The organism is Microbacterium hydrocarbonoxydans, from assembly GCF_011752045.1.
GTDB lineage: Bacteria > Actinomycetota > Actinomycetes > Actinomycetales > Microbacteriaceae > Microbacterium.
Map to the genome: position 1 here is coordinate 440,866 of NZ_JAAKXW010000003.1, position 17,446 is coordinate 458,311.

At 71.1% G+C, this 17,446-nt stretch carries 16 protein-coding genes; 8 read left to right on the top strand and 8 right to left on the bottom strand.

The window, feature by feature from the left end:
* The first annotated feature begins 49 nt into the window (after positions 1-49).
* Genes ngcE through G6G98_RS13110 form a run of 3 tightly spaced genes read left to right on the top strand, consistent with a single transcriptional unit; the run spans position 50 to position 3,398 of the window.
* Positions 50-1,471, top strand: coding sequence for an N-acetylglucosamine/diacetylchitobiose ABC transporter substrate-binding protein (gene ngcE / locus G6G98_RS13100; RefSeq protein WP_067356767.1), 1,422 nt, complete (start codon positions 50-52; stop codon positions 1,469-1,471).
* Entirely contained in the window at positions 1,468-2,487 is a 1,020-nt protein-coding gene (locus G6G98_RS13105; RefSeq protein WP_347877969.1) for a carbohydrate ABC transporter permease, read from the top strand. The genes ngcE and G6G98_RS13105 overlap by 4 nt, the downstream gene beginning before the upstream one ends.
* A complete protein-coding gene (locus G6G98_RS13110; RefSeq protein ID WP_084788453.1) occupies positions 2,484-3,398 on the top strand; it encodes a carbohydrate ABC transporter permease in 915 nt (304 codons plus the stop codon). Before G6G98_RS13105 ends, G6G98_RS13110 begins: the two co-directional genes overlap by 4 nt.
* A 71-nt stretch (positions 3,399-3,469) precedes the next feature.
* Here G6G98_RS13110 and G6G98_RS13115 read toward each other — a convergent pair whose 3' ends face one another.
* Entirely contained in the window at positions 3,470-3,769 is a 300-nt protein-coding gene (locus G6G98_RS13115; protein WP_067356770.1) for a chorismate mutase, read from the bottom strand.
* Between the two features lie 101 nt (positions 3,770-3,870).
* Here G6G98_RS13115 and G6G98_RS13120 point away from each other — a divergent pair, with 101 nt between their 5' ends.
* On the top strand, positions 3,871-5,094 hold the full coding sequence (locus G6G98_RS13120) for an AI-2E family transporter (protein WP_164234044.1): 1,224 nt from the start codon (positions 3,871-3,873) through the stop codon (positions 5,092-5,094).
* A gap of 100 nt (positions 5,095-5,194) precedes the next feature.
* Here G6G98_RS13120 and G6G98_RS13125 read toward each other — a convergent pair whose 3' ends face one another.
* The 5 genes from G6G98_RS13125 to G6G98_RS13145 all read right to left on the bottom strand — a co-directional run bounded on the left by G6G98_RS13125 (position 5,195) and on the right by G6G98_RS13145 (position 10,072).
* Entirely contained in the window at positions 5,195-6,109 is a 915-nt protein-coding gene (locus G6G98_RS13125) for an ABC transporter substrate-binding protein (protein WP_067356775.1), read from the bottom strand.
* Positions 6,110-6,163: 54 nt separating this feature from the next.
* Complete coding sequence (locus G6G98_RS13130) at positions 6,164-6,889, bottom strand: ABC transporter permease (protein WP_067357325.1); 726 nt, start codon at positions 6,887-6,889, stop codon at positions 6,164-6,166.
* Positions 6,886-7,566: an ABC transporter permease gene (locus G6G98_RS13135; RefSeq protein WP_067356778.1), complete on the bottom strand. Its 681-nt coding sequence runs from the start codon at positions 7,564-7,566 to the stop codon at positions 6,886-6,888. The genes G6G98_RS13130 and G6G98_RS13135 overlap by 4 nt, the downstream gene beginning before the upstream one ends.
* On the bottom strand, positions 7,563-8,423 hold the full coding sequence (locus tag G6G98_RS13140; protein ID WP_067356781.1) for an ABC transporter ATP-binding protein: 861 nt from the start codon (positions 8,421-8,423) through the stop codon (positions 7,563-7,565). Before G6G98_RS13140 ends, G6G98_RS13135 begins: the two co-directional genes overlap by 4 nt.
* A 188-nt stretch (positions 8,424-8,611) precedes the next feature.
* A complete protein-coding gene (locus G6G98_RS13145) occupies positions 8,612-10,072 on the bottom strand; it encodes a dihydrolipoyl dehydrogenase family protein (protein WP_067356785.1) in 1,461 nt (486 codons plus the stop codon).
* Between the two features lie 163 nt (positions 10,073-10,235).
* Between G6G98_RS13145 and G6G98_RS13150 the strand changes: the two genes are divergently transcribed.
* Together G6G98_RS13150 and G6G98_RS13155 are read left to right on the top strand one after the other, a co-directional pair.
* Complete coding sequence (locus G6G98_RS13150) at positions 10,236-11,684, top strand: class I adenylate-forming enzyme family protein (protein WP_164234043.1); 1,449 nt, start codon at positions 10,236-10,238, stop codon at positions 11,682-11,684.
* Positions 11,681-12,895 (top strand): beta-ketoacyl-[acyl-carrier-protein] synthase family protein, encoded by a 1,215-nt coding sequence (locus G6G98_RS13155; protein ID WP_164234042.1) that lies wholly within the window; start codon positions 11,681-11,683, stop codon positions 12,893-12,895. Before G6G98_RS13150 ends, G6G98_RS13155 begins: the two co-directional genes overlap by 4 nt.
* Before the next feature lie 155 nt (positions 12,896-13,050).
* Here G6G98_RS13155 and G6G98_RS13160 read toward each other — a convergent pair whose 3' ends face one another.
* Both G6G98_RS13160 and G6G98_RS13165 read right to left on the bottom strand, forming a co-directional pair.
* The gene (locus G6G98_RS13160; RefSeq protein WP_067356803.1) at positions 13,051-14,157 is read right to left on the bottom strand and encodes a lactonase family protein; all 1,107 of its coding nucleotides are present in this window, start codon (positions 14,155-14,157) and stop codon (positions 13,051-13,053) included.
* Positions 14,158-14,202: 45 nt separating this feature from the next.
* Positions 14,203-15,489, bottom strand: coding sequence for an adenylosuccinate synthase (locus G6G98_RS13165; protein ID WP_067356806.1), 1,287 nt, complete (start codon positions 15,487-15,489; stop codon positions 14,203-14,205).
* A gap of 271 nt (positions 15,490-15,760) precedes the next feature.
* On the opposite strand from G6G98_RS13165, the gene G6G98_RS13170 reads away from it, so the two are divergent.
* Positions 15,761-16,693, top strand: coding sequence for a DMT family transporter (locus tag G6G98_RS13170; RefSeq protein WP_164234041.1), 933 nt, complete (start codon positions 15,761-15,763; stop codon positions 16,691-16,693).
* A gap of 42 nt (positions 16,694-16,735) precedes the next feature.
* On the top strand, positions 16,736-17,434 hold the full coding sequence (locus G6G98_RS13175; protein ID WP_164234040.1) for a Pr6Pr family membrane protein: 699 nt from the start codon (positions 16,736-16,738) through the stop codon (positions 17,432-17,434).
* Positions 17,435-17,446 lie beyond the last annotated feature (12 nt).

The window sequence follows — 17,446 nt, forward strand, 5'->3', positions numbered from 1 at the left end:
AGACCCGACAGCCCACCCTGAACACACACCCATAACGAAAGGTACCGAGATGGAAAACAACGACACGTCCATCATGAGCCGCCGCACCCTGTTGCGCGGCGCGGCCGCGACGGCGCTGCTGCTCCCGTTCGGCATGTCCCTCGCCTCCTGCGCCGCCCCCGGCGGCGGCGGTGGCGCAGCGGGCCCGAAGGGCGAGGTCACGGCGGACAACCCGTTCGGCGTCGCCGCGAACACGAAGGTCGACGCGGTCATCTTCAACGGCGGCTACGGCGTGGACTACGTCGAGAACGCCGCGAAGCTGATGGAGAAGAGCAAGGGCCTCGAAGGCGTCACGGTCAAGGTCTCGCCCTCGACCAAGATCGCCACCGAGCTGCAGCCGCGCTTCGTCGGCGGCAACCCGCCGGACCTCATCGACAACTCCGGCGCCAACTCCATCGGATGGAACACGATCATCGACCAGCTCGAGGACCTCACCGAGGTGCTCGACGCCGAGAACCTCGAGGGCGAGAAGATCCGCGACACCCTCTTCGGCGGCGTCGAGGCTCCCGGCACCTTCGACGGCAAGTTCGTCGCGCTGAACTACGTGATGACCGTGTACGGCATCTGGTACTCGTCCAGCCTGTTCGAGGAGAACGGCTGGAGCGTGCCGACGAGCTGGCAGGACCTCAAGGACCTCGGCGCGAAGGCCAAGGAGCAGGGCAAGTACCTCTTCCTCTGGGGCAAGGAGGCCGCGACCTACTACCAGACCATGGTCGTCGACTCCGCGGTGATCCAGGCCGGCGACGACGTGCGCCTGCCGCTGGAGAACCTGGAGGAGGGATGCTGGTCGCACCCCGTCATCCAGGACATCCTGACGATCTTCCACGAGCTGATCCAGGCCGGCTACGTCAAGCCGGGCGGATCGGGCACGCAGTTCACCGAGGCGCAGGCGCAGTGGAGCTCCAAGCAGGAGGCCCTGCTCTACCCCTCGGGCTCGTGGATCGAGAACGAGATGAAGTCCCAGACGGCCGACGGCTTCGCGATGATGGGCATCGCCGAGCTGCCCCTCGACGGCAACCAGACCACCCCGGCGGGCACCATGCGCGCCGAGGCCGGCGAGCCGTTCATCGTCCCCTCCAAGGCGAAGAACCCCGCCGGCGGCAAGGAGCTGCTGCGCACCATGCTGTCGAAGGAGTCCGCGACCGCCTTCGCCAAGGAGAAGCTCGCGCCGACCATCGTCAAGGACACCGTCCCCGAGGACGGCTTCGGCTCGACCGCGCTGCAGTCGCAGGGCAAGCTGCTCGCGGCGGCCGGTGACAACGTGTTCACCATCAAGTCGTTCAACCTGTACGGCATGAACAGCGACCAGCTGCCGATCTGGAACTCGTTCCTCGACGGCAAGATGGACGTCGCGACCATCACCAAGCAGCTGCAGGACCTGACCGACAAGATCCGCAACGACGACTCCGTCAACAAGATCGAGATCAAGTGACCACTGCTCACGGTCTGGACGCGGCGCAGGACACCGTCGCGATCACGGCACCAGGGACGGGGCGGCGCAAGCCGCCCCGTCTCGGGCAGCGCCGGCTGACCTTCGATTACGTCTCGTTCCTGCTGGTGTTCCTCGTCCTGCCGGTGGCGATCTTCCTGATCTTCGTGATCTCGCCGTTCGTGCAGGCCGTGTACTACTCGATGACGAACTGGACCGGCTTCTCGCCGGAGATGGACTTCGTCGGGTTGACGAACTTCGGGCGGCTCTTCTCCGATGCGACGTTCCTGCAGGCCATGGGGAACAACGTCATCCTCGCCATCCTGGTGCCCCTGATCACGCTGTCGATCGCGCTCGTCTTCGCGAGCATGATCACGGTCGGCGGCCCCAGCAGCGGCCAGGTGCGCGGACTCGCGGGGTCGAGCTTCTACCGGGTCGTCTCCTTCTTCCCGTACGTGATCCCGGCGATCGTCATCGGCATCCTGTGGGCGCTGATCTACTCGCCCGCCGGCCTGCTGAACGGCATCCTGAGCGCCGTCGGCCTCGACACGAACCAGTTCGCCTGGCTCGGCGACGAGCGCACCGCCATGGGCGCGTCGATCTTCGTGATCGTGTGGGGCATGGTCGGCTTCTACATGGTGCTGTTCATCGCCGCGATCAAGGGCATCCCCGCCGAGGTCTACGAGGCCTCGCGCCTCGACGGCGCCGGGCGACTGCGCACGACGCTGTCGATCACGCTGCCGCTCATCCGCGACAACGTGCAGACGGCCTACATCTACATCGGCATCCTCGCGCTGGACGCGTTCGTCTACATGGCGGCGCTGAACGCGACCGGCGGTCCCGGCAACACCACGCTCGTGATGTCGCAGTACCTGTACCGCACGGCGTTCGAGAAGAGCCAGTTCGGTCTGGCGAGCGCGATGGGCGTCGTCCTCGCGGTCATCACCCTGCTTTTCGCCGCGGCGGTGTTCCTGGTGAACAGGCTCACCGGCGGCAAGGACGACGGAGGTCGGATATGAGCGACAGCACCCGCACCCTGGTGTCCATCGATCCCAAGCGCGCCCGCGCCGATCGCCAGGTCCTGCGCAAGCCCCGGCTGACGACGGGCGACCGCGTCGTCGGCGGCGTCTCGCACGTGGTCCTCGCGATCTGGTCGCTGGTCGTGATCCTCCCGCTGCTGTGGACCCTGTTCAGCTCGTTCAAGTCCACGGCGGAGATCTTCGACTCCCCGTTCACGATGCCCTCGTCGTGGGCTCCGACCAACTACATCAACGCCTGGACGAAGCACAACTTCGGCCAGATGTTCCTGAACACGATCATCGTGGTCGGGGTGGCGCTGGTGCTGGTCATGCTGCTCGGCGCGATGTGCGCGTACGTGCTCGCCCGCTTCGCCGTCCCCGGCAGCCGGGTGATCTACTACCTCATGCTCGCCGGGCTCACCTTCCCGGTGTTCCTCGCGATCGTGCCGCTGTTCTTCATCCTGCAGGGCATCGGGCTGCTGGGCACCCTCCCCGGGCTCATCATCACGTACGTGGCGTTCGCGCTGCCGTTCACGGTGTTCTTCCTGTTCTCGTTCTTCAAGTCCCTTCCGTACGAGATCCAGGAGGCCGCCTACGTCGACGGCGCGAGCGAGTGGCGCACCTTCTTCCAGGTCATGCTGCCGATGGCCAAGCCGGGACTCGCCGCGGTCGGCATCCTGAACTTCCTCGGCCTGTGGAACCAGTTCCTGCTGCCGGTCGCGTTGAACCCGAACGCCGACCAGTACGTGCTGTCGCAGGGAATGGCGGCGTTCGCCTCGGCCGCCGGCTACGAGGTCGATCAGGGCGCCCTGTTCGCCGCCGTGATCATCACGATCGTTCCGGTGCTGATCGTGTACGTCCTCTTCCAGCGCCAGCTGCAGGGATCCGTCTCGCAGGGCACCTCGAAGTAGTCGCCCCGCCGGCAGGAGAAGGGCGCGGATGCTGCGGCATCCGCGCCCTTCTTCGTCGTTCGGGAGCGGGCTCAGCGCCCCTCTGCCGCCTCGGTGTGGTGGCGGATCACCTCGGCGACCACGAAGTTGAACCACTTCTCGGCGAACTCGGGGTCGAGATGCGCCTCCTCGGCGAGCGCGCGCAGCCGGGCCACCTGCTGCTCCTCGCGTCCGGGATCGGATGCCGGCATGGCGTGCTCCGCCTTCAGCTGACCGACCTGCTGGGTGGCGCGGAAGCGCTCCGCGAGCAGGAAGATGAGCGCGGCATCGATGTTGTCGATGCTGCCGCGCAGACGGAGCAGCTCTGCCTTCGGGTCCACGGCGTCGGTCATGCCCCTACTCTACGGAAACGGCCGTCGCCGGGCCCCTTCGTTGCACGACCGCCGGCCTGCGCCTCCCCGGCCATCGCCGGACCGGCGGATATCTTGAGCACATGAGCGAGAACGAGCAGCGGACGCCGGACGGCACGACGGATGCCGCCCCGGTCGACGCCCCCGCAGCCGTCGCCGTGGCGCCGGCCGTCGTCGACGAGCATCCGGGGGACGCCCCCGCCGAGACGTCTCCCACGCGCGCCGTGGTCGTCGAGCCGATGGCCCCGAGCCGCTCCTTCTGGACCCGCATCGACCGGCCGTTCGTGTTCGGCTTCCTGGTGACGCTCGGAGGGCTGGGCGCGATCGTGCTCGGCATGGCGCTGACCAGCCTGTCGACGGTGCTCATCTACATCGCCCTCGCGCTCTTCGCCGCGCTCGGTCTCGACCCGGCCGTGCGGTTCCTCGAGCGGCGCGGCCTGTCCCGCGCGATCTCGGTGCTCATCGTCATCCTCGGCCTCATCCTGGTCGTCGCGCTGATCCTGTGGATGATCCTGCCGATCGTCATCGACCAGATCGCGAGCTTCGTCCGCTCGGTGCCGGGCATGATCGGCGACTTCATGCGCACCGACCTGTATGCGACGCTCGAGGCGCAGTTCGGCGACCAGTTCGAAGACCTCGTCGCCGACGTCCAGGCCTTCCTCGTCGATCCGGGCAACATCGCGGCGATCGGCGGCGGAGCCCTGCAGATCGGCGCCTCGATCGCCACCGGCATCTCCGGCGCGATCGTGGTGCTCGTGCTGACGCTGTACTTCGTCGCGACGCTCCCCTCCATCAAGACCGGCCTCCTCCGCCTCGCGCCGGCACGCGACCGAGCCCGCGTCGGCGACATCACCGACCAGATCACCGACTCGGTCGGCGGCTACGTGATGGGCATGGTCGTGCTCGCGTTCTGCAACGCCGTGCTCGCCTTCCTCCTCTACCTGCTCCTCGGCCTGCCGTTCCCGCCGCTGATGGGGACGGTCGCGTTCTGCATCACGCTGATCCCGCTGGTCGGCTCGGTGATGTTCTGGATCATCGGCACCGGCCTCGCCCTCATCGCCGACCCCGTCGCCGCGCTCGTGTTCGCGATCGTCTACCTCGTCTACATGCAGGTCGAGGCCTACGTCATCACGCCGCGGGTGATGAACCGGGCGATCTCGATCCCCGGCTCCCTCGTCGTCATCGGCGCCCTCGCCGGCGGCACCCTGCTCGGCCTCCTCGGCGCCCTCGTCGCGGTGCCGGTCGCGGCATCCATCCTCGTCGTCATCAAGCAGGTCTGGGTGCCCCGGCAGGACGCCCGGGTCTGACCCACCCGCCTCCGGGCGCCGAGACCCCTGCCTGACGCCGAGACCCCGCCCTGTTCGCGTTGACAGGGCGGGGTCTCGACGGAAAGCCGGGGTGTCGGGCTCAGAGGAGCCCGTTCTCCTCCAGCCAGGCCTTCGCGATGTCGGTCGCCGACTTCTCGTCGACGGTGCTCTGCACGTTCAGGGCGACGAGCCCCTCGGCGGTGAGCTTGGCGCTGATCGCGTTGATCACGTCGGCGATCTCATCGGCCACGTCGCTCGAGGCGATCGGCACCACGTTCGAGGCGAGGATGATGTTCTCGGGGTCCTCCAGCGCGACGATGTCCTCGGTCTGGAAGGCCGGGTCGGCCGAGTAGATGTCGGCCACCTGGATCTCGCCGGCGAGCAGCGACTCGAGGGTCGTCGGACCGGTGGCGGAGAACGCCAGGTCGACGCCGTACACCTCCTTCGCCGCGGCGGGGCCGTACGGCCGCTGCTCGAACTCCGGCGCCGCGCCGATGGTCACCGGGGCGGGAGCCTTGGACAGATCGGCGATGCTGGTGAGCCCGTGCTCGTCGGCGTAGCTCTGCAGCACCGTGTAGGTGTCCTGGTCGGAGGCCTCGGCGTAGTCGAGGGCGGTCAGCCCCTCGGGGAGCGCATCCTGGAGCGCGGCGTAGACGTCGTCGGGGCTCGTCGCGGTGGCGCTGTCGTCGAGGTACTCGAGCAGGTTGCCCGTGTACTCCGGGAACAGGTCGATGTCTCCGGACTCCACATCGGGCATGTACGCGTCGCGCTGGCCGATGCTGAACTTCCGCTCGACGGTGAAGCCGGCATCCTCCAGCGCCTGCGCGTAGATCTCGGCGATGATCTCGTTCGAGTAGTACGCCTGCGAGCCGATGACGATCGTGTCGCCGCCGGCCTCCGGCTCGTCGCTCGGGGCGTCGAGCGGGTTGCTGCTCGCGCAGCCGGCGAGCACCAGGGCGGTCGCGAGAGCGGCGGCGCCGGCGAGGGCGAGACGTGACTTCCGTGCGGTGGACATGGGGTCCTCCTCTTCCTGTGTGACTTCTCGTGTGAGTTCTCTGGGTGGGCGGGTTCAGGCGGGGGCGGATGCCGCGGCCGGCGCCGCCGCTCGGCGACGACGGGTGCGCGGGCCGGTGCGGACTCCGGCGGGAACGGCCGCGTGCTGGGCGAGCGCGAGGAGCAGATCGACGAGCAGGGCGAGCGCGGCGACGAGGATCGCCCCGCCGAGCACCTGATCGAACTGGCGCAGCGGGATCCCCTGGATGATCGGCCAGCCGAGGCCGCCGAGATTGACGTAGGCGGCGATCGTCACCGTCGCGATGACCTGGAGCAGCGCCGATCGCAGGCCGCCGACGAGCAGCGGCAGGCCGAGCGGCACCTCGACCTTCCAGAACACCTGCCACTCGGTCATTCCCATCGCCCGCGCGGCGTCGAGCACGCGGCGGTCGATGGCCTCGAGGCCGGTGTACGCTCCGGCGAGCAGCGAGGGGATCGCCAGGAGCACGAAGGTGGCGACCGCCGCCTGCGGGATGCGCAGCACGCCGAGCAGGAGGACGAGCAGCACCATCAGCCCGAACGAGGGGATCGCCCGCGCCGCCCCGGAGACGGCGACGGCGATCTCGCGGCCGCGGCCGGTGTGGCCGATCAGCCAGCCCAGCGGCACCGCGATGAGGGCGGCGATCAGCACGGAGACGGCCGTGTACAGGAGGTGCTGGCCGAGCAGGACCGGCAGCGCGTACGCGCCCTGCCAGCGCTCCGGCGCGGTGAGCCATGCGACGGCCTCGGCGAAGAGGTTCATGCGGCGGCCCTCAGCGGCCTGACCGCCACCGGGGCGGCGCGCGCCGCGACCCGCGTCCACGGCATCAGGGCCCGCCCGGCGAGCAGGAGCAGGAGGTCGACGAGCAGGGCGATCACGACCACGGCCACCACGCCGGCGAAGACCTCGGCGATGATGCGGCGCTGCAGGCCGTCGGTGAAGAGGTACCCGAGATTCTGCACGCCGATGAGGATGCCGACGGTGGCGAGCGAGATCGTGCTCACCGCGGTGACCCGGAGGCCGGCGAGGACCACCGGACCGGCGAGCGGGAACTCGACCGCGAAGAAGCGGCGGAACGGCCCGTAGCCGACCGCCGTGGCGGACTGCCGCACGCCCTCGTCGACGGAGTCGAGGCCGTCGGCCACCGCGCGCACGAGGATGGCGACCGCGTAGATCGTGAGCGCGATGACGAGGTTCGTCGGGCTGATCGCCGAGTACCCGAGCGTGGCGGGCAGAAGGATCAGCAGTGCGAGCGAGGGGATCGTGTAGAGCAGGCCCGTGATCGCGATGATCGGCCCGCGCACCAGCCGGTAGCGCCAGGCGATCCAGCCCAGCGGGAGCGACAGCATGAAGCCGAGCACGATCGGGATGACGCTCTGCTGCAGGTGCACCAGCGTCAGCTCGAGGATGCGCCCGAGGTTGTCGGCGACCCAGGTCACGGGGCACCCCCGGAGGCGGCATTCCCTGGCGCAGGCTCGCCCGGTGCGCCGACGATCGCGCCCTGCGTGCGCCCCTCCGAATCGACGACGACGGTGCCGCGCGGCGTCTGCTTGAGGTGCAGCGCCCGCCGCCCGCGATCGGCCCCGATGAATGCGGAGACGAAGTCGTCTGCCGGGTTCTCGATGATCTCGCTGGGGCTCCCCACCTGCACGATCCGCGCGCCCTTGTCGAGGATCACCACCTGGTCGCCGAGGAGGAAGGCCTCGTCGATGTCATGCGTCACGAAGACGACCGTCTTGTCGAGCTCGCGCTGCAGCCGGATGGTCTCCTGCTGCAGGTCGGCGCGCACGATCGGGTCGACGGCGCCGAAGGGCTCGTCCATGAGCAGGATGTTCGGGTCGGCGGCGAGCCCGCGGGCGACGCCGACGCGCTGCTGCTGGCCGCCGGAGAGCTGGCTGGGGTACCGGTCGGCGAGCGACTGGTCGAGCCCGACCGTGGTGAGCAGCTCGCGGGCGCGCGCGTGAGCGGGCCCGCGCTTCACGCCGGTGAGGCGCAGCACCGTGGCGACGTTGTCGATGACCGAGAAGTGCGGCATCAGACCGGAGTTCTGCATCACGTAGCCGATGCGGCGGCGCAGCGCGACCGGGTCTCCCCCGAGCACGCTCTCCCCATCGATCTCCACGTCGCCAGAGGTCGGCTCGACCATGCGGTTGATCATGCGCAGCAGGGTGGTCTTGCCGCAGCCGGACGACCCGACGAAGACGGTGGTCTTGCGCGACGGCAGCACGAGGCTGAAGTCGTCGACGGCGAGGGTACCGTCGGGGAATCTCTTGGTGACGCTGCGGAACTCGATCATGGTTCTCCGGTCGCTCGATCGATCAGGAAGGCGCGGCGATCAGCGGACGACCTCGCGCCGCGCGGCGATCAGGGGTCCTTCGAGTACGGCCATCATGGGTCCTGCCTCCCGGGATCTGGTTCCGAGCGTATACGGGGGTCGCGACATCCGATCCCTGTTCGGAGCGGAGCGGCGATCGGATGGGGGCCTCATGCCGAGTCCCGTCCGTAGCCCTCGAGCAGCCGGAGCCAGATCTCGCTCACGGTCGGGAACGCGGGGACCGCGTGCCACAGCCGGGCGATCGGCACCTCCCCCGCGATCGCGATCGTGGCCGCCTGGAGCAGCTCGGCGACCTCGGGGCCGACGAAGGTCGCGCCGAGCACCACCTCGCGGCGGGTGTCGACGACGAGACGCGCCTGCCCCTCGTAGCCGTCCTCGGCGAGGCCAGCGCCGGCCACCCAGCCGAGGTCGTAGTCGACGACCTCGATCTCGTGGCCGGCTTCGCGCGCAGCCGCGGCGGTGAGCCCGACGGACGCGACCTCGGGCATCGAGAAGGTGACCTGCGGTGCGGCCGCATGATCGGCGGTCGCGGCGTGACGGCCCCAGCGGCCGTCGTCGACGGGGTCGCCCTTCGCCCGCGCGACGATGACGTCGCCCGCGGCGCGCGCCTGGTACTTGCCCTGGTGGGTGAGGAGCACCCGGCCGTTGACGTCGCCCACCGCGTAGAGCCAGTCGTGATCAGGCACCCGCAGCGTGTCGTCCGTCTCGATCCAGCGTCCGGGCTCCAGGCCGACGACCTCGAGACCGATGTCGCCGCTGCGTGGAGTGCGGCCGGTCGCGACGAGCACCTCCGCCGCCGTGACGGTCGCGCCGTCGCCGAGAGTGATGGTGACGCCCTCCTCGCCGCGGCGCACGCTCTCGGTCGCCGTGCCGGTGCGCACGTCGACGCCGAGCTCCTTCAGGCCGGCGGCGACCCGCTCCCCTGCGAACGGCTCCATGCCGCCGAGCAGGCCGCTGCGGGCGATGAGCGTCACGGCGGATCCGAGCCCGGCGTAGACGGTGGCCATCTCGACGGCCACCACTCCGCCGCCGATCACGGCGAGGCTCGGCGGGAGCTCCTTGGCGCTGGTCGCCTCCCGGCTGGTCCAGGGCGCAGCCTCGCGGAGGCCCTCGATCGGCGGGACGGCGGCATCCGACCCGGTGCTGATCGCCACGGCATGCCGGGCGCGGAGCACGCGCGTGCCGCCGTCGGCATCCGTCACCGTGACCTCGCGCTCCCCGGTGAGCCGGCCGCGGCCGCGCGCGAGAGCGATGCCGGCCGAGTCCAGCCAGCGGACCTGGCCGTCGTCGGACCACTCGTTCACGGCGGCGTCGCGACGGGCGAAGACCTCGCTCACGTCGATCTCCCCGGTGACGGCGGCATCCGCTCCGCGCACGTGCCGGGCGGCTCTGACGGCGTGCACCGGACGCAGCAGCGCCTTCGACGGCGTGCACGCCCAGTAGGAGCACTCGCCGCCGACGAGCTCGTCCTCCACGATGATCACGGCGAGCCCGCCCTGCGCGGCCCGGTCCGCGACGTTCTCGCCGACGGGGCCTCCGCCCAGGACGATCAGGTCGTACTCGTCGGCGCCCGGTTCCTCGGTGCCCGCCTCAGCCGTGTGCGTCGTCATGCCGCCCCCTCCGTCGCCGAACAGTCTTGCTCATGAGCAACGTCGAGTCACGGACGGGTTGTTCCTGATCGTCCTCGATCCGCGTCACCTGAACAGTGTTCACGTACACTGATCAGCACCGATCCGCCGCCGTGCCCGAGGAGCGATCACGTCCATCACGCCGATGCTGCGCCGCGCCGCCGCCGCCGACCCCGGCCGCCTCGCGCTGGTCGGGAGCGACCGGAGCCTCACCCGTGCGGAGCTCCTCGAGGACGCCGCTCGCCTCTCCGCCGGGCTCGACGCGCTCCGGCCGGAGGGCTCGGCCGGCCGCCCCGTCGTCGCTCTGTGCCTCGACGCGGCCTTCGACGTCGCACGCCTCGTCGTGGCAGCCGAGTACGGGGACCGGATCGTCTGCGTGCTCGACCCGCGCTGGCCGGCATCCGTCCGCCTCGCGCTGCTCCTCGCCGCCGGGGCCGACCTGCTCGTCACCGCGGACGACGACCTCCGGGCGCCGCTGGCCGAGGCCGGCTGGACGGGACGGATCGCGCGCCTCGACGAGCTGCGGGGCGCGGCGGCATCCGCTCCGGTCGTCCCTCCCGCCGACGCCCCGTTCCTCCTGCTGTTCTCCTCCGGCACCACCGGCGCTCCGAAGGCGTTCCTGAAGACGAGGGCGCAGTACGCCGCGAACATCGCCGCCTCCCGCGCGCACCTGGGCGCCGCGGAGGGCGTCGCGACCTTCGCCCCGGGCGCGCTGTCGTTCAGCCTCACGCTGTACGCCCTGTTCGAGGCGCTCGGCACGGGAGGCCGGATGCACGTGGCCGACAGCCTCGACGAGCTGTGGCTCACGGGTCGGGTGCAGGAGGAGGGGGCGACGCGCGTGGTCGCGGTGGCCTCGGCGCTGCACGCCCTCGCCGACGCCGCCGACCGGCATCCGGACCGCTACGACGGGCTCGACCTCGTCGTCACGGGCGGCGCGGCGCTGTCTCCGTCGGTCCGCTCCCGACTGGCAGCCTCGATCCCGCGCGCCGAGGTGATCGCCTACCTCGGCGCCGGGGAGCTCGGCTTCCTCGGCGACAGCCGCTCCGACGATCCGGCGATCACGCTCTACCCGCACGTCGAGGCGCGGATCCGCGACGACGACGGCCGCGATGTCGCGCCGGGCGGGCTCGGCACCCTCTGGGTCCGCTCCGCCTCCTGCTCGGACGGCTACCTCCCGTCCACGACGACGGAGCCGCTGACGGATGCCGAGGGCTGGGCGACCGTGCACGACCAGGGCCGCCTGCGCGGACGAGCGTTCACCTTCGCGGGGCGCCGCGGCGACGTGATCACGACGGGCGGGCACACCGTCGCCCTCGGCGACGTGGAGCAGGCCTTCGACGGGATGCCGGGGCTCGGCGCGGCGTGCGCGGTCGCGCTGCCCCATGAGCGCCTCGGCACGGTGATCGCCCTCGTCGCGGAGGGCGCGGCCCCGCCGAAGCCGGCGTTGCAGGCCTGGGCGGCGGAGCGGCTCGCCCCGGCATCCGTCCCCCGCCGCTGGTACGCCCTGCCCTCCCTGCCGCGCACGGCGAGCGGGAAGGTGCGCCGCACCGAGACCGCCGCCCTGCTGACGGACGGCCCGGCGGTGCGGCTGTGACGGCGGAGGTCGTCATCACCGGCGTGGGCGCGGTGACCCCGAGCGGACTGACCGCGGCGGCTCTGTGGGAGGCGGTGCGCGACGGACGCAGCGGCATCACCCGGCTGTCCGAGGCCGCGTCGCCGGGGAGCCGCGTGCAGGTGGGCGGTGTGATCCGCGGCTTCGCGCCCGACGGCGGCCCGGCGGAGCGACGTCTCAATCCGGTGCAGCGCTGGGCGATGACGGCCGCCGATGAGGCTCTCGCCGGCTTCTCACCCGGCGATCCCGCGGCGGTTCACGTGATCGTCGCGACCGGCTCCGGCCCGGTCGACGCCCTGCAGGAGGCGACACTGGCCCTCCGCGAGCGCGGCCCCCGGCACGTGCCTCCCGGACTCGTCGTGCACGGCACGGCGGATGCCGTCGCCGGCCTGCTGAGCCGGCGATACGGCTTCCTCGGGCAGGCTCAGGCCGTGACGGCCGCGTGCGCGAGCGGCGCGATCGGCATCGGCGAGGGCCTGAGGCGCATCCGCCACGGCTATGCGGAGGCGGTGCTCGTCGTCGGCATGGAGGACCTGCTCGGTCCCGTGCACCTCGCCGCGAACGCGAACCTGCGGGCGGTGGCGACCGGTTTCGCCGAGGAGCCCTGGGCAGCCTCCCGGCCGTTCGACCGCGACCGCCGAGGCTTCGTGATGGCGCAGGGCGCGGCGGCGGTGCTGCTGGAGTCGGCGGATGCCGCCCGCCGTCGCGGGGCGGTTCCGGTCGCGGGCGTGACCGGCTTCGGCGCCGCCTCCGATGCGCACCATGCCACCGCCCCCGATCCCTCGGGCCGCGGGGCGGCCGCCGCTATCGCCGCGTGCCTCGCCGACGCCGGCGTCGCCCCGGATGCCGTCGACCACGTGAACGCGCACGGCACCGGCACGCCCCTCGGGGACGAGGCCGAGCTCGTCGCCCTCGAGCGGGCGCTCGGATCGCGGGTGAGAAGGGTTCCGGTCACCGCGACGAAGTCGAGCACGGGGCATCTGCTCGGAGCATCCGGCGTCGTCGACGCGGTCATCTCGGCGCTGACCCTGCGCGATCGGATGCTGCCGCCGACGATCAATCTCGCCGACCCGATCCGCGACGACTGGGACTTCGTGCGCGACCGCGCGCGAGAGCACGAAGTGCGGAGCGTGCTGTCGACGTCGTTCGGCTTCGGCGGGCACAGCGCCGCGCTGCTGTTCTCCGCTGTCTGAGGCGCGGGCGCCGTTCAGAACTCCTCAGAACCGGGCGGCCGCGGTCCCGTTCCGCCGGAATCCGTGCTGATCCGCGCAGAATCTGCGGAGTTGTGAACGCGAGCCGAGCCGGAACAGGGAGAGGAGGCCGTCGCCCGCGCGTCAGCAGCCGCGGCTCAGCGCACGGGCAGGAAGTGCGTGGGCGTCGGCGTCTGGGCTTCGTGGCGGATGCCGAGCGGGGCGCCGGTGCGCTCGTCGAGGTCGAGCAGGGTGATCGAGTCGGAGCGCTGTCCGGCGACGAGCAGCTTGCCCTCGTGCACGAGGTGATGGCGCGGCCAGTCGACGCCGGCATCCGCGAGCGCGACGGACTCCAGGCTCTCGCCCGCCCCGCGCACGCGCAGCGCCGCGATCGTATTGCTGCCCCGCAGCGCCGTGTAGAGGAAGTGGCCGTCGCGGGTGCGGGCGAGCTCGGCGGGGAAGTCGGCGCCGACGACGGCGATCGGGCTCGACAGCGTCGAGGACACCACCGACCAGGTGCCGTCGGGCCCGGCGGCCAGCGTGAACACCTCGCAGGAGTACTCGGTCACCACGTGCAGGTGCCCGCTCGGGTGCACGACCATGTGCCGCGGACCGGTGCCGCGCGGCAGCACGACCTCGTGGTCGAGGGCGAGGCCCGCCCCCGACGGTCGCCAGATCCGCACCAGGTCGAAGCCGAGGTCGGTGGTCGCGATCCGGCCGTCGGGGAGGAAGGCCGCGGCGTGCGCGTGCGAGACGCGCTCCTCGGCCGAGTCGGAGGCGGCGTACGGGTCGGATGCCGCGGCCCCCGTCCCGGCCGGCGCGCCGGTCTCGGGTCCCGGCTCGCCGAGGAGTGCGGCTCGGAGCTCGGCGGCCCTGTTCGCAGCATCCGGGATCGGGCGTCCGGCGCCGTCGAGGCCGATCCGCACCACCCGGCCGTCGCCGTAGCAGCTGGCGATCAGGTAGGCGCCGCTCGGGGCGACCGCGACGTGGCAGACGTACTGGCCGGCCTCGACCGGCTCGCCGAGCGGCGCCAGCGACGACTCCCCGGTGCGGGCGAAGGCCTGCACCGCGGCATCCCCCTCCAGCGCCGCATAGACGACGTCGAGGGTCGGATGCTGCGCGAGCCAGGACGGCGAGGGCGTCTCGGTCACCGCGCCGCGGTACTCCAGCGCCGTCGGCGCGCTCTCGGCGCCTGCGAGCAGTCCGATTCCGTCTGCGGTGCCGTCCATCGCGGGACCGTACCCGCCGAGCCAGAACCGCGTCATCGCGACATCCTCACGGTCATCGAGTGCACTCGGCGGGCGAGGGCATCAGTCGAGCAGGTCGTGGCGGACGATGACCTGGTCGCGCTCCGGGCCGACGCCGATCACGGAGATGCGCGTGTTGCTCATCTTCTCGAGCGCCAGCACGTACTCCTGCGCGGTCTGCGGGAGGTCCTCGAAGGTGCGGGCCTTCGAGATGTCCTCGCTCCAGCCCGGGTAGTACTCGAGGATCGGCGTCGCGTGGTGGAAGTCGGTCTGGTTGACCGGCACCTCGTCGAAGCGGCGGCCCTCGACGTCGTAGGCGACGCAGACCGGGATCTGCTCGAGTCCGGTGAGGATGTCGAGCTTGGTGAGCACGAGGTCGGTGATGCCGTTGATCCGGGTCGCGTACCGCGTGATCGGTGCGTCGTACCAGCCGACGCGGCGCGGACGGCCGGTGGTGGTGCCGAACTCGAAGCCCTGCTTGCGCAGCCACTCGCCCTGCTCGTCGAAGAGCTCCGTGGGGAACGGTCCGGAGCCGACGCGCGTCGTGTACGCCTTGACGATGCCGACGATGCGGTCGAGTGCCCCGGGTCCGACGCCCGAGCCGGATGCCGCGCCGGCGGCGGTCGCGGTCGACGAGGTGACGAACGGGTAGGTGCCGTGGTCGATGTCGAGCATCGTGGCCTGGCCGCCCTCGAAGACGACGACCTCGCCGCGGCCGAGGGCCTCGGCGATGAGGTGACCGGTGTCGGCGACCATCGGGCGCAGGCGCTCGGCGTAGGAGAGCAGCTCGTCGACGATCTCGTCGACCGTCACCGCACGGCGGTTGAAGACCTTCACCAGCAGGTGGTTCTTCTGGTCGAGGGCTCCCTCGACCTTCTGGCGGAGGATGTTCTCGTCGAAGAGGTCCTGCACGCGGATGCCGACGCGGTTGATCTTGTCGGCGTACGCGGGCCCGATGCCGCGGCCGGTGGTGCCGATGTTGCGCTTGCCGAGGAAGCGCTCGGTGACCTTGTCGAGCGTGCGGTGGTACTGGGTGATGATGTGCGCGTTGGCGCTCACCTTCAGGCGGGAGACGTCGATGCCGCGCGCGCCGAGGGCCTCCAGCTCGCTGAACAGCACCTCGAGGTCGATCACGACGCCGTTGCCGATCACCGGGGTCACTCCGGGCGAGAGGATGCCGGAGGGCAGCAGGTGCAGCGCGTACTTCTCGTCGCCGACGACGACGGTGTGCCCGGCGTTGTTGCCGCCGTTGAACTTCACCACCCAGTCGGTGCGCTCACCGAGGAGATCGGTGGCCTTGCCCTTTCCTTCGTCGCCCCACTGCACGCCGACGATCACGATTCCTGGCATGGGTAACCCCCCTTGGGATTCCGCTGTTCGCCGGGTTTGCACCGGCCGATGAGCTGGCCCTCTTCGGGCGACACCATCCTATCGAAGGCCCGGATGCCGCCCCGGATGCGGCTTCCGGTCGCAGTTCAGCACAGTGGATCGCGCGTGGACCCGCACGAAGTGCGACCGGAAGCATGGCCTCGATCGCGGCGCGAGGATGCTGGCGGGAAAGCGACGACGGTTGGCCGGGGCGTGGATCGACGATGTCGGCGGCCCCTGGGACGATCGGAGGATGCCAGAAGCATCTCCCGGGTCCACGCTCGGCCTCGCCCCCGAGGCGGCGCCGCGGGCGAACGGACCGCTCGTCCTGCTCGCCGCCCTCGTGACCGTCGTCCTCTGGGCCTCGGCGTTCATCGGCATCCGCGGGGCAGGGCCGCACTACGACCCCGGCGCGCTCGCCCTGCTGCGCATGGCCGTGGGCACGGTCGCCCTCGGCGCCCTCGCGCTGCGTCACGGCATCCGCCTGCCGGCCCGCCGCCGGCTGCCTCTGGTGGCGCTCTGGGGAGTCGGCTGGTTCTGCGTCTACAACCTGGCGCTGAACGCCGCCGAGCGCACTCTCGACGCGGGCACCGCCGCCATGGTGGTGAACCTCGCACCGCTGATGGTCGTGGTCTTCAGCGGGCTGTTCCTCCGCGAGGGCTTCCCCCGGCCGCTGCTCATCGGCGCGCCGATCGCGTTCCTCGGCGTGGTGCTGATCGGCATGAACTCGCAGACGAGCACCGGACTCGACGTGACCGGACTCCTCCTCGCCCTCCTCGCGGCCGTGATGTACGCGGGCTGCACCCTGCTGCAGAAGCACCTGCTCAGCGCAGGCGCGGACTCCACCACCCTCACCTGGCTCGGCGCCGTGGCAGGCACGGTGGCGCTGCTGCCCTGGACAGGCAGTCTCGTGGGCGCGCTGCAGACCGCGCCGCCCGACGCGACGCTCTGGGTCGTGTACCTGGGCATCTTCCCGACCGCGATCGCCTTCACGACCTGGGCGTACGTGCTGCAGCGCAGCACCGCGGGGCAGACCTCCGCGACGACCTACGTCGTCCCGGCGATCGCGATCCTGATGTCCTGGCTGATCCTCGGCGAGGTCCCGACGCCGCTGATGTTCCTCGGCGGCGCGCTGTGCCTGCTCGGAGTCCTCGTCACGCGGATGCGGTGGCGGCGCCGCTCCTGACCGCCGGCGCGGCGCCTCGGTAGGGTGACAGGCGGAGGCGAGATGACGACGACCTGGTGGCCTTATGCACGACTTGCGGCATCTGCTCTCGCCGTGGCGGCGATCGTCGGACAGCTCTCGACGACCCTGAGCAACGCGCTCGCGTCGGAGACGGAGTGGGGCGGGCACATCCCCACTGTCGCGACGAACTTCTTCAGCTTCTTCACGATCGAGTCGAACGTGCTCGCCGCGGTCGCGCTGGCGGTCGGCGGCGTCTGGGCTCTCCGTCAGAAGGATGCCGCCGTGACCGAGCCGGGCTGGCTGTCCGTGCTGCTGGCCTGCGCGAGCACGTACATGATCGTCACCGGCGTCGTCTACAACCTGCTGCTGCGCGGCATCCCGCTGCCGCAGGGCGCCACGCTGCCGTGGTCGAACGAGGTGCTCCATGTCGTCATCCCGATCGTCATGCTCGCCGACGTGCTGTTCGCGCCGCGGCGCCGCGCCCTCGCCTGGAGCACGGTGCCGATCGGCGCGATCTTCCCGATCGTCTGGGTCGTGTACACACTGCTCCGGGCGAACCTGATCGTCGCTCCGGCGACGGGCGAGTCCTGGTGGTATCCGTATCCCTTCCTCAACCCGAACCTCCCCGGTGCGAGCTACGGCACGGTGGCGCTGTACGTGGTGGCGATCGCCGCGGTGATCATCGCGGCCGCGTCGTTCGTCGTCTGGATCGGGCGGCGGAGAGACGTCCGCACATCCTGACCCTGCCGCGAA